Annotated in this window: 11 protein-coding genes; 5 read left to right on the plus strand and 6 right to left on the minus strand. The window is 60.6% G+C overall.

What is annotated here, in order from left to right:
- Positions 1 to 173: 173 nt before the first annotated feature.
- The 3 genes from carB (at position 174) to V5279_RS36510 (ending at position 5,030) form a co-directional block, all read left to right on the plus strand.
- Entirely contained in the window at positions 174 to 3,638 is a 3,465-nt protein-coding gene (gene carB, locus V5279_RS36500) for a carbamoyl-phosphate synthase large subunit (protein WP_338691808.1), read from the plus strand.
- Positions 3,639 to 3,835: 197 nt separating this feature from the next.
- Positions 3,836 to 4,309, plus strand: a complete 474-nt coding sequence (greA, locus tag V5279_RS36505; RefSeq protein ID WP_156928677.1) for a transcription elongation factor GreA — start codon at positions 3,836 to 3,838, stop codon at positions 4,307 to 4,309.
- 316 nt (positions 4,310 to 4,625) lie between these two features.
- Positions 4,626 to 5,030 carry a DoxX family protein gene (locus V5279_RS36510; RefSeq protein ID WP_166209731.1) on the plus strand — a complete coding sequence of 135 codons (405 nt, stop codon included), beginning with the start codon at positions 4,626 to 4,628 and terminating at the stop codon, positions 5,028 to 5,030.
- Positions 5,031 to 5,253: 223 nt separating this feature from the next.
- On the opposite strand, the gene V5279_RS36515 is transcribed toward V5279_RS36510, so the two are convergent.
- The 5 genes from V5279_RS36515 to V5279_RS36535 form a co-directional block, all read right to left on the minus strand.
- Positions 5,254 to 5,973 (minus strand): hypothetical protein, encoded by a 720-nt coding sequence (locus tag V5279_RS36515; RefSeq protein WP_414645874.1) that lies wholly within the window; start codon positions 5,971 to 5,973, stop codon positions 5,254 to 5,256.
- 87 nt (positions 5,974 to 6,060) lie between these two features.
- Entirely contained in the window at positions 6,061 to 6,261 is a 201-nt protein-coding gene (locus V5279_RS36520) for a hypothetical protein (protein ID WP_165127768.1), read from the minus strand.
- 192 nt (positions 6,262 to 6,453) lie between these two features.
- Complete coding sequence (locus V5279_RS36525) at positions 6,454 to 7,038, minus strand: protein-S-isoprenylcysteine O-methyltransferase (protein ID WP_338691811.1); 585 nt, start codon at positions 7,036 to 7,038, stop codon at positions 6,454 to 6,456.
- Positions 7,039 to 7,293: 255 nt separating this feature from the next.
- On the minus strand, positions 7,294 to 7,833 hold the full coding sequence (locus tag V5279_RS36530) for a GDSL-type esterase/lipase family protein (protein ID WP_176422228.1): 540 nt from the start codon (positions 7,831 to 7,833) through the stop codon (positions 7,294 to 7,296).
- Positions 7,834 to 7,961: 128 nt separating this feature from the next.
- Complete coding sequence (locus V5279_RS36535) at positions 7,962 to 8,669, minus strand: thioesterase domain-containing protein (RefSeq protein ID WP_166303661.1); 708 nt, start codon at positions 8,667 to 8,669, stop codon at positions 7,962 to 7,964.
- Positions 8,670 to 9,040: 371 nt separating this feature from the next.
- On the opposite strand from V5279_RS36535, the gene V5279_RS36540 reads away from it, so the two are divergent.
- Positions 9,041 to 10,243 (plus strand): alpha/beta hydrolase, encoded by a 1,203-nt coding sequence (locus V5279_RS36540; protein WP_338691812.1) that lies wholly within the window; start codon positions 9,041 to 9,043, stop codon positions 10,241 to 10,243.
- A gap of 52 nt (positions 10,244 to 10,295) precedes the next feature.
- On the opposite strand, the gene V5279_RS36545 is transcribed toward V5279_RS36540, so the two are convergent.
- Positions 10,296 to 10,775: an Lrp/AsnC family transcriptional regulator gene (locus tag V5279_RS36545; RefSeq protein WP_029081984.1), complete on the minus strand. Its 480-nt coding sequence runs from the start codon at positions 10,773 to 10,775 to the stop codon at positions 10,296 to 10,298.
- 283 nt (positions 10,776 to 11,058) lie between these two features.
- Here V5279_RS36545 and trxB point away from each other — a divergent pair, with 283 nt between their 5' ends.
- Entirely contained in the window at positions 11,059 to 12,024 is a 966-nt protein-coding gene (gene trxB / locus V5279_RS36550) for a thioredoxin-disulfide reductase (protein WP_338691813.1), read from the plus strand.
- Position 12,025: the final 1 nt, after the last annotated feature.

A 12,025-nucleotide genomic window follows, 5' to 3' on the forward strand; every position in this document is an offset into this window, starting at 1 on the left:
GAATCGCGGTTGATTGGGCGTTTTTGGGGGTTTCGCAGGTGCGGAAACTGGTCTAAAGACCACCCGCGCGCGAGGGATCGCGCTTCCTGCGCTACAAGATGTAGCGCATGGCCCGAGGGACGCGCGACCAGCGCGCCCTTTTTTTGTGCCCAGAATCCAGTCCGCGAGAGCTGATGCCCAAAAGAACCGACATCTCCACCATCCTGATCATCGGCGCCGGTCCCATCGTGATCGGCCAGGCCTGCGAATTCGACTATTCCGGCACGCAGGCGGTGAAGGCTCTGAAGGAGGAGGGTTACCGCGTCGTCCTCGTCAATTCCAATCCGGCCACCATCATGACCGATCCGGAACTGGCGGACGCCACCTATATCGAACCGATCACACCCGAAATCGTCGGCAAGATCATCGAAAAGGAACGCCACGTCATTCCCGGCGGCTTCGCCCTGCTGCCGACCATGGGCGGCCAGACCGCATTGAACTGTGCGCTGAGCCTGCGGCGCCAGGGCACGCTTGAAAAATTCGACGTCGAGATGATCGGCGCGACCGCTGATGCCATCGACAAGGCCGAGGACCGCCAGCTGTTCCGCGAGGCCATGACCAAGATCGGGCTGGAGACGCCAAAATCGCGGCTCGCCAACGCCTCGGCGCTGAAGAAGTCCTACCGCGACAAATACCACGCCGAGCGGGAGAAACTGTCCGGCGAGGCGCTGGAAGAACTCGAGCGACAGTGGACGCTTGGCGAGAACGATCGCCGCAAACGGTATCAGGAGCACGCGTTCGGCGAGGCGCTGATGGCGCTGTCGGAGATCGGGTTGCCCGCGATCATCCGGCCCTCTTTCACGATGGGCGGCACCGGCGGCGGCATTGCCTACAACAAGGAAGAGTTCCTCGACATCATCGAGCGCGGGCTCGATGCCTCGCCCACCAACGAGGTGCTGATCGAGGAAAGCGTGCTCGGCTGGAAAGAGTACGAGATGGAGGTGGTGCGCGATAAAAAGGACAATTGCATCATCATCTGCTCGATCGAGAATCTCGATCCGATGGGCGTGCATACCGGTGATTCCATCACCATCGCGCCGGCCCTGACGTTGACCGACAAGGAATACCAGGTGATGCGCGACGCCTCGCTGGCGGTGCTGCGCGAGATCGGGGTCGAGACCGGCGGTTCCAACGTGCAATTCGGCATCAACCCCGTCGACGGCCGGATGGTCGTGATCGAGATGAATCCGCGCGTGTCGCGCTCGTCGGCGCTGGCTTCGAAAGCCACCGGCTTCCCGATCGCCAAGGTCGCGGCCAAGCTTGCAGTCGGCTACACGCTCGACGAAATCGCCAACGACATCACCGGCGGCGCCACCCCCGCCTCGTTCGAGCCGACCATCGATTACGTCGTCACAAAGATTCCGCGCTTTGCGTTCGAGAAATTCCCCGGCGCCTCCTCCACGCTGACCACATCGATGAAGTCGGTCGGCGAGGTAATGGCGATCGGCCGCACCTTCCAGGAAAGCCTGCAGAAGGCGCTGCGCGGGCTCGAGACCGGGCTGACCGGCCTCGACGAAATCGAGATCGAGGGGCTCGGCCGCGGCGACGACAAGAACGCGATCCGCGCAGCGCTGGGCACGCCGACGCCGAACCGCATCCTGCAGGTCGCGCAGGCGATGCGGCTCGGCTGGACCGACGAGGAGATCTTCAACTCCTGCAAGATCGACCCCTGGTTCCTCGCGGAGATGCGCGCCATCGTCGAGATGGAGGACAAGGTCCGCCGCAACGGCCTGCCGGCGAACGCGTTCGCGATGCGGATGCTGAAGGCGATGGGCTTTTCCGATGCGCGGCTCGCCGTGCTCACGCAGACCACCGAAGCCGACGTCACCGCCAAGCGCCACGGGCTCGGGGTGCGCCCGGTGTTCAAGCGCATCGACACCTGCGCGGCGGAGTTCGCTTCGCCGACCGCCTATATGTATTCGACCTATGAGCGGCCGTTCGCGGGCAAGCTTGCCGACGAGAGCGCGCCGTCGGACCGTAAGAAGGTGATCATTCTCGGCGGCGGGCCGAACCGCATCGGCCAGGGCATCGAGTTCGACTATTGCTGCTGCCACGCCTGCTTCGCGCTCGAGGACGCCGGCTACGAGACCATCATGGTCAACTGCAATCCAGAGACGGTGTCGACCGACTACGACACTGCCAATAGGCTCTATTTCGAGCCGCTCACCGGTGAAGACGTGCTTGAGATCATCGCGACCGAGCGCAAGAACGGCACGCTGCATGGCGTGATCGTGCAGTTCGGCGGCCAGACCCCGCTGAAGCTTGCCCGGGCGCTGGAAGCCGCCGAAGTGCCGATCCTCGGCACCTCGCCTGACGCGATCGACCTCGCCGAGGACCGCGACCGCTTCAAGCGCGTGCTCGACAAGCTGCGCCTCAAGCAGCCGAAGAACGGCATCGCCTATTCGGTCGAGCAGGCCCGCCTGGTGGCCGCCGATCTCGACCTGCCGCTGGTGGTGCGTCCGTCCTACGTGCTCGGCGGCCGCGCGATGCAGATCATCCGCGAGGAGACCCAGCTCAACGACTACCTGCTGGGAACGCTGCCTGAGCTGGTGCCCGCCGACGTCAAGGCGCGCTACCCGAACGACAAGACCGGGCAGATCAACACCGTGCTCGGCAAGAACCCGCTGCTGTTCGACCGCTATCTGTCGGATGCGACCGAAGTCGACGTCGACTGCCTCTCCGACGGCAAGGACACCTTCATCGTCGGCATCATGGAGCACATCGAGGAAGCCGGCATCCACTCCGGCGATTCAGCGTGCTCGCTGCCGCCGCATTCGCTCGACGCGAAGACCATCGAGGAGCTGGAGCGGCAGACCCGCGAGCTCGCGCTCGGCCTCGACGTGGTCGGCCTGATGAACGTGCAATACGCCATCAAGGACGGCGAGATCTACGTGCTTGAGGTCAACCCGCGCGCATCCCGCACCGTGCCGTTCGTCGCCAAGGTGATCGGCATGCCGGTCGCCAAGATCGCGGCGCGGATCATGGCCGGCGAAAAGCTCGCCGACTTCAAGCTGAAGAAGAAGAAGCTCGGCCATGTCGGCGTGAAGGAATCGGTATTCCCGTTCGCGCGCTTCCCGGGCGTCGACACCGTGCTCGGACCGGAGATGCGCTCGACCGGCGAGGTGATGGGCATCGACCGCTCCTTCGAGGTCGCATTCGCAAAGAGCCAGCTCGGCGGCGGCACCCGCGTGCCGCGCCAGGGCACGGTGTTTGTTTCTGTGCGTGGCGACGACAAGATGCGGATCGCGGATGCGGTGCGGCTGCTGCACTCGCTCGGCTTCAAGGTGATGGCAACCTCGGGCACGCAGCGCTACCTCAGCGACAACGGCGTGCCGACGGAAAAGGTGAACAAGGTGCTCGAAGGCCGGCCGCACATCGTCGACGCCATCACCAATGGCGACGTCCAGCTGGTCTTCAATACCACCGAAGGTCCGCAGGCGCTGGCCGACAGCCGTTCGCTGCGGCGGGCTGCCCTCTTGCATAAAGTGCCATATTACACCACTCTTTCGGGTGCGGTGGCGGCCGCACGGGGGATCCGGGCCTATCGGGACGGGGACCTTGAGGTCCGCACGCTTCAGAGTTACTTTTCCGAAAGCTGACCGCTGCCCGGGCTGAAGGCTTGACGCGGTCAATTAGCCGAATGGCTGGAACTCACCGCGCGATTGGATGTTGTCACGGCCCTTAGCGGGGCCGAATATCACTAGGCTTCCGGGCGCGTTTGGCGCCCTGATTCCTGCGTTAGCTGAACTGGATATTCGTGCACGCCGCCGGGTGCGCACGATGAAGGACCAAGATGATGGATAAGGTTCCGATGACCGCGGGTGGATACGCCGCGCTGACGGACGAGTTGAAGCATCGCCAATCGGTGGATCGTCCGCGCATCATCGAACACATCGCGGAGGCGCGCTCGCACGGCGATCTCTCCGAGAACGCCGAGTATCACGCCGCCAAGGAAGAGCAGTCGCACAACGAGGGGCGCATCGCCGAGCTCGAGGACAAGCTCGCGCGCGCCGACATCATCGACATTTCGAAACTGTCCGGCGACACCATCAAGTTCGGCGCGACGGTGACGCTGATCGATGAGGACACCGAGAAGAAAGCCGTGTGGCAACTCGTCGGCGAGGTCGAGGCCGATGCCAAGAAGGGCCGCATTTCCATCACCTCGCCGCTCGCGCGCGCGCTGATCGGCAAGAAGAAGGGCGCCACCGTCGAGGTGATGGCGCCGGGCGGCGCCAAGGCCTACGAGATCACCAAGGTCGAGTGGCGATAGTTACTCTCAAGTGACTGATGTAAAAAGGCCGCGTGTCGCACGCGGCTTTTTTGTGCGCGCGTTTTTGCGCCCGTCTGACAGCAATGTGAGTGGAGGCCGTGACATGTTTATGAAGTATAATCATGTCGGAGACTGGAATCAGACTGATGATTGCGCCGCAACAGGTGTCGCTGCGCGCGTCACCCTGTCGCTCTCGCGGTTTCGATCACGCGAGGAATGATTCCAGATGCAAGGTGTTGACATCACACTCTGGTGGCGAACACCGTGCGCTTCCGCTTCGTGCAATGTTCCAGCGTGTCACAGGGGGTAAATGACAATGGACCAGATGTTCTCCAAATGGCAGCCGACGGTGCTGAGCCTGTTCCGGTTCATCACCGGGCTGCTGCTGTTTCAGTACGGCGTCGCCAAGATCTTCAAGTTTCCCGTGGTCGCGTACTTCGCCAATATCCCGCCATTGATCCAGGCTGCCGGCTGGCTCGAACTGGTGCTCGGCGCGCTCTTGATGATCGGCCTGTTCTCGCGGCTGGTCGCATTCATCCTGTCGGGCGAGATGGCGTTCGCCTACTTCCTCGGCCACATGTTCAAGAACCCGGCCGAGCCGCAGTTCCTGCCGCTGCTCAACAACGGCACCGCGGCGATCCTGTTCTGCTTCGCCTGCCTCTACCTCGCGACCTCGGGCCCAGGTCCGATCAGCGTCGACGCCGCGATGGGCAGGAAGTGACAACGCTGAGATCCGTCCCGCTCAGCCGGGACGGATTCTTCGCGGCGGCGCCATACGACCGACAGCGGCAATCCCGTCGAACAATGAAGGAATAAGCCAAGAGAGCCTGAGGAGGCTGTCCAAGCGCGATGGGAGCAACCCGAGGAGGGTTGCAATGGGCAGGACCCCGGGGCCGATCTTCCAACCGGCCCAGACAGCGCCCGAACCATCCTTGACGAGAAAGCTAACGGTCCGAAGCGAAACGGTCCGAAGCGAGTTGCACCGTCTGGCGCCCGTCGTTCATGTCTCTCAACTGGTTTACGTAGTCCTCAGGCTTCTGCAAATGAAATGGAGTCTTCAAGCCCATGAAGCTGGCTATGCGACCAATAAAAGCCGTGCAATTGGTCGTTTCCGCGTTCCAGAGGGGCGAGGTCGCCTGAAGATGCTTGATGTACGCAAAGACCTTCTTCGCGTCGGCCTCACTTAGGTACACGCGATAGCTGGCCAACAAATACTGCACGTCAAGGTCGCCGTAACTTGCCCCCGTCTCGGAGGGCACCCAGGTCAGATGTCCCAGCATATAAGGCAGAACGTCGCCCGCCGGGTGCAGCCCGGCGACGTCGACCATCTTCTCGCTTGTCTTGCCGTACCAAACGAACGCATGCCCGTAAGAGGCAGCGGTTCGGGCACGAAAGTCCACATAGTACGGCCCTTTGGCCGCAGACCTTCGAACCGGTTTCGCGTCTGCTCCAGAAACGGAAGCACCCGGTCCAGCAACGGCCGCCGCCACAACCGACCTTGACGATGGTTTGCGCGGCTTTTCCTGCTGCAGCGGGGCTTGATCCGTTTGCGCAGCCAATTGCTGCGCGTGGCTGATGCCGCCCCCCAAAGTCACGGAAGCCGCAACGATACCGATTCCGGCAAGCAGCCGCAGGCCGATCCGTGTCCGCTTCGATTTTGGCACCTTCAGACCCTCACAAGGGCAAAGACATCCCCCAGACAGCGCCGTCCGCAAAAGCTGCAGGAATGCGCTGCCCGGGCGATCCTCGGATTAACCCTTGGTTACGATCGGGGCCGGAGCCTTGCCGACCGGGTACTTGCCGACCGGGGACTTGCCGACCGGGTACTTGCCGATTGGCGCCTTGCCAATCGGAGCCTGTTCGGCGACCGGCTGCGGGCGGGGGAGGTCGGCCGCACTGGCAGCAGCCACGAAACCAAATGTCGCAACTCCAGCAACCAGAAACTTCAGCATCGTCATCTCCGAGATGGAAAACTTGAGTGTGAACACCATACCCTCTGACGGGTGCGGTGTAATTAACGCTGTGCCGAAGGTTGTGGTCGTGCGGTCGTTTCTTTGCCGGATGTGGCAAAATCGACACGGACGATTGCTTGGCCTCGGTATCTGAATGCAGATTCGGGCAAGACTCGACCTGGTACAGCCGGCTTAGAACAACCTCGGCATAATGCGCCCGGTCCGGGCCATATACTCCCGATACTCGTTGCCGAACGTTTCCAGCATCATCTGCTCTTCTCTGGCAACACGGCCGAAAAACAGCACGCCAAATCCGATCAGGCCGGCAAAACCGGCTACCAAATTCGGCAACAGCAATGCCTGGGCGACAGCCCAAAGCCAGAATGCGGAATACATAGGGTGCCGAATCTTTCGATAGATCCCGATTGTGATCAGGTGATGATTTTCCCGCACGTCGAGGCTTAACGACCAGTTTCGACCGAGAGCGCGATGGGTTAGCCGGAACATGACCAGCGCTGCGATCGCCACGACAACGCCCAGCCAGGCTTGAGCTGGCTGGAAGTCGTACGATGCGAAATGAGGTATGGCCGTTGCCACATAGATGAACGGCACAATGCCAAGACCCGTGAGCGATATCAGCAGCAGGGTGTTCTCGCGAGCGCCGCGGACGCTCCGCACGACCTTTTCACGGCGAGCACGACGCGCGTATCTGTAGCGGATCAGATACCAACCAACCGCCATCATAACGAACACGAACTTGGCAATGCCAGGCGTCATCGTGGGCCAAGGGCTCGCTTCGCTGGCGCGCCATCCTTGCCGACCATCGAAACGGCGCCGTCCTTAGCGAGCGTCTGAGATTTGACCGAAACAGATCCACCGACCAACATGAAGCAATCATACAAGGCTTGCAGGTCGTTGCCACTGATAACTTGACAGTGGACGGGTAGAATCCAAGGCGGACGCGTCGCCGGCTTCGCTCTTTTGGGACGGTTGACCCAACGCGGCGGGCGGCGGTGGTCGTGTCAGCTCTTTCTATCTCGCCTGCGGCGAAGCCACGATGGCTCTCCGGTCTATCATCGCCAACACGCGCGGGAGTAACCGCGACGCAATGAAAGCATGGCCGTCAGCCGTGAGGTGGATGAAGTCAAAAGCGTAGTACTGTGGAGGAATTTCTTCGTCATACACGATCACTTTGATGGCGCGATCACGCAATCGCCGCTCCATCGCCGCGATATTGGCCGCCCGCTGCTCTTTCGTAACAAGGAAACGCCTGTCATTGCCCCCGGGCTGCAGGATGACGATGTCGGTTCCCCTTGGCACGTCGCTGTCGATGCGCTTGAGCATGCCGGCCGTGGTATCAAATGGAACGCCGGCATTGACGACGTTCGCACTGACGCCCTTCTCTCTCAGCAGGACCTCTAACTTGGCTGGGTAAGCGCCCTGCTTCCCGACGTACCAGCCTTGCGTGTTGCTTGCGCCGACCGCCACGACACGAATCGGCTTTGTAAAGCCGGCGCACACGATCGCCAGGATACACATGGCTATGGCAATCGAGACTTTCCTGAACGTCATCACCAGTTGCCTCACCGGCTGAAGCCTAAAGAAAAATATACACCGACACCGGGCTTCAGCAGAGGTGCGACGTCCAGCCCCGCTCGTTGCGTCGAACAGCGCCTTCAAACTGCCTTTCGGACGTCATGCTAGGAATTGGAGGAAGCTCCGGTTGCAGGCAAAACCAGGTTCGAAGGACTCTGGTGTTGCCGCGGGCGGGCGGATCCGATCGCCCTGATCTTTCGTATGACCATGCTATGCAGCGCCGCGCTTTTGTCGATGTTGAAGTGACTGACGTTTGCATCACGAACATAAAAGTTTGTAAGCTCGCCACGGAAGCCGGGGCCGCGGCTTATTCGGACGCCTTCATTCTTGTACAAATTCAGAACCCGCGCGACATTCGCCGTCGCCACGTGAGGCGATGTTCCGTCGAATGGCACAACCAAGGCGACCGGCACGCCCATTTGGCCAAGGTACTCCGCCATCGACATCACGGCATCCGCACCAAGAGAGTGCCCGACCAGTATGATAGGCCCACGCTGGCCCGCTCGATATTTTGCGACGATGTCGTCGGCAACGCTTCTCCACTGAGTGTGATTGGCGACAGCCGCGGCGATGCCAGCCGCTCGCAGCTGGGCGGCAAGGCCGTCCATGCCCAAGGAAAAGACGTTCAATAACCCGCGGAACAAATAGACGTGCGCCGTGGAAGAATGCAGTCGAGCGGGCGAACCGGTCGATCTCATTGCAACGGATATTGCAGGACTCGCCTGAGCCGCGCCGTTCAAATGCAAGCTGCTCGCAAAAAGAACCGCCAAGACGGCGCATACCAGCGCCGCGCTGTAACGCAATCTCTCCATTTCTGGATTCCCCGCCAACCCCAAGTCCAGCGGCATTAGATCAGACTTTGGAATCGGACAATCAAGAAACCATTGCTGGAAACGTGTTGAGGCACGCCAATTGGCTGGCTGTCACGGATTTGCCACACCGAAAGAAGCGATCAAGCGACGACCGTTCGTCACCACCCGGCTGTCACTTGGCTCTCATTCTAGCGCCGTCAGCCGTATTTTTTCAGTCAAGGCCAATCTCCATGGGTGCACCAAGCAGATCGAGTGGTAAATTCGTAGGCTGAGATCCACATGATCCATGTCAAGTTCACCTGGGATTTCAGGATCAGCGTCGTAAGATTTCCCGGTAAACTATCGATCCGTTTGCAGATTCGAGTTGCTGGATGATTCAACGACGGCACGTCTTCCACATTGGTGGTTACGATCCAATCACTCCAGAAGAGCAGGTTGAACGCTTGCGCCGCTCGCTGTCGAGCTTCGAAAAGATTTGGGGCGCTTCTTCACGGCTGTCGGAAATCTCGAACGCATCTGCAATCAATGCTTCATGCAACCTGGAAGCATGGGGACCGAACTGGAAAACCTGCATCACCTTCGAGATGCTCCGCTGGGACGATCTCATCCGGCGCGATTCCGGAGTCGGGATGGTACCTCGGCTGGTTCAGTCCACGGTCGCGCTATTCGACTTCATCTTGACCGGAACAATATTCAGATATGCGATCGCAAGCTGGAAATACGCTCTCTTCTTCCTCTTTCCATATTGCTGTTTGCTGTTGATTGCACTTTGCAGCGCCGGGCTATCCTATCTGGTGGTCAGGCCGATACCCGCTACATTCTGGGTAGAACAGTTGCTGCTTGGCATTTTTCTATCACTTGCCATCTTCATCAGCGCGGTGCTCTGGATTGGACCCAAGCGTCGGATAAATCACATTCTCGACGACGCTATTTTTTCCCACCAGTTTCTTTACGGGCAAAGAAGCGAAGTTGATGAACGACTCAACGATTTTGCGGCCGTGATATCAAGAAAAGCTCGGGCCGCAGACGTTGATGAAATTCTGATTGTTGGCCATTCCCTCGGCGCTGCGCTCTCGATAGCGGCGGTCGCGCGCGCGCTAAAGTTGGATCCTCTGCTTGAAACGCGAGGACCGAAGTTGTGCATTCTCACTATAGGCGCCACTATTCCCAAATTCTCGTTGCATCCGATGGGCAACCAAATACGGGAAGCGGCACAACTTGTAGCTGGAACGCCTGCCGTCGGCTGGGTCGAATATCAGGCACGAGATGACGCAATCAGTTTCTATCGCTTCGACCCCGTCACGCTGAAACGTATCGGTCGAGACCATTCAGAAGGGCGCCCAAAGATTCGGCGCGTCCAAATACATTCAATGGTGGATCCGATCCGCTTCAGACGTCATCGATTCAACTTTATGCAGATGCATTATCAGTTCTTGATGGGAAACGACCGGCGCTCGGTCTACGACTACTGCGTGATTACTTGCGGCCCGCTCGAGTTCAACGTCGCGACTTCACCGTCCGGGGCTGTTGAACTATTCGAGGCAAACGGTTCGGTGATGACAGCCCGAAATTGAGTAGACTCTTCGCTCCAGCCAACGCATCGCCCCGAAATGACGCGCCACGGCGCTAGCCCGCCGCCTTCAGTCCCAGCGGCACTGCGGCTTCGTACTTCGAATTGTGCAGCACCAGCGAGGTCCTGACGTTGCGCACATGCGGCGCGGCCGTCAGGTGCGTGACGAAATCCTGGAACGTCGCCATGTCGGGGGCGACGCATTTGAGGATAAAATCAACTTCGCCCGACAGCATCCAGCATTCCCGCACCAACGGCTCGGCGCGCACGAAATTCTCGAAGGCGCGCAGATCGGCATCGGCCTGGCTCGACAGATGCACCGAGGCGAACACCGTGACGTCGTAGCCGAGGCGGCGCGGATCGAGCAGACCGCGATATCCCTGGATGTAGCCTTCCTCCTCCAGCGCCCGGACCCTGCGCAGGCAGGGCGGCGGCGAGATACCGACGCGTTTGGCCAGTTCCACGTTGGTGATTCGGCCATCAGCCTGGATCTCGGCGAGGATTTTGAGGTCGATCTCGTCAAGGTTCTTCGACACGCGACTACAGTTCCCCTGGGGTTTGGAAGGCTTGGCAGGTCTGCCGGTAACTCTCATAGCGCAGCCAGCCCACCTTGCGCAATTTTATTGCGCGTGCAGCGCAGGATTTCGCGATTGTGACCTTCAGTTCCGGGGAAAAATCGCTGCCATGGATTGCAAATCTTGCATAGCTTCCCAGATATCCTAGACTTGGATTTGACACTTTTGGCGCCGCCGTGACCGTTTCCGGGGCGCTTCCCGCACAAGTCCTTGATCAAAATCCCCAAAAGAGAGGGATCTCGCAATGCCCGCGCCTACCCATGCCAAGGTCGTCATCATCGGGTCCGGCCCCGCCGGTTACACCGCAGCGATCTACGCGGCGCGCGCGATGCTCGAACCGATCCTGATCCAGGGCATTCAGCCGGGCGGGCAGCTCGTCATCACCACCGACGTGGAAAACTATCCCGGCTTCGCGGACGTTATCCAAGGCCCTTGGCTGATGGAGCAGATGGAGAAGCAGGCAGCCTATGTCGGCACCAAGATCGTCACCGACCTCGTCACCAAGCTGGAGCTCGGCCAGCGGCCGTTCCGCCTGACCTGCGACTCCGGCGACGTCTATCTCGCCGAGACCGTCGTCCTCGCCACCGGCGCCCAGGCGCGCTGGCTCGGGCTACCCTCGGAAGAGAAATTTCAGGGCGGCGGCGTGTCGGCCTGCGCGACCTGCGACGGCTTCTTCTACCGCGGCAAGGAGGTCGTGGTGGTCGGCGGTGGCAACACCGCAGTCGAGGAAGCGCTGTACCTGACCAACCACGCCTCCCAGGTCACCATCGTGCATCGCCGCAATCATTTCCGCGCCGAGCGCATCCTGCAGGAGCGGCTGTTCAAGCATCCCAAGATCAAGGTGGTGTGGAACTCCGCGATCGACGAGATCTGCGGTTCGGAGAATCCGAGCAAGGTCACCCATGTGCGGCTGAAGAACGTCAAGACCGGCGCGCTGACGAACCTCAAGACCGACGGCGTCTTCGTCGCGATCGGCCATGCGCCGGCGACCGAGCTCGTCAAAGGCCAGATCAAGCTGAAACCGTCGGGCTATGTCGAGGTGGCGCCGAACTCCACGGCGACTTCGGTGCCCGGCCTGTTCGCCGCAGGCGACGTGGCGGACGAAACCTTTCGGCAGGCGGTCACCGCCGCCGGCCTCGGCTGCATGGCAGCGCTCGAGGCGGAACGCTTCCTGGCTCTTCGCGCGAGCGATCGCGCAGCGGCGGAATAAT

The organism is Bradyrhizobium sp. 26S5, from assembly GCF_036923295.1.
In the GTDB taxonomy this organism is placed as follows: domain Bacteria; phylum Pseudomonadota; class Alphaproteobacteria; order Rhizobiales; family Xanthobacteraceae; genus Bradyrhizobium; species Bradyrhizobium septentrionale.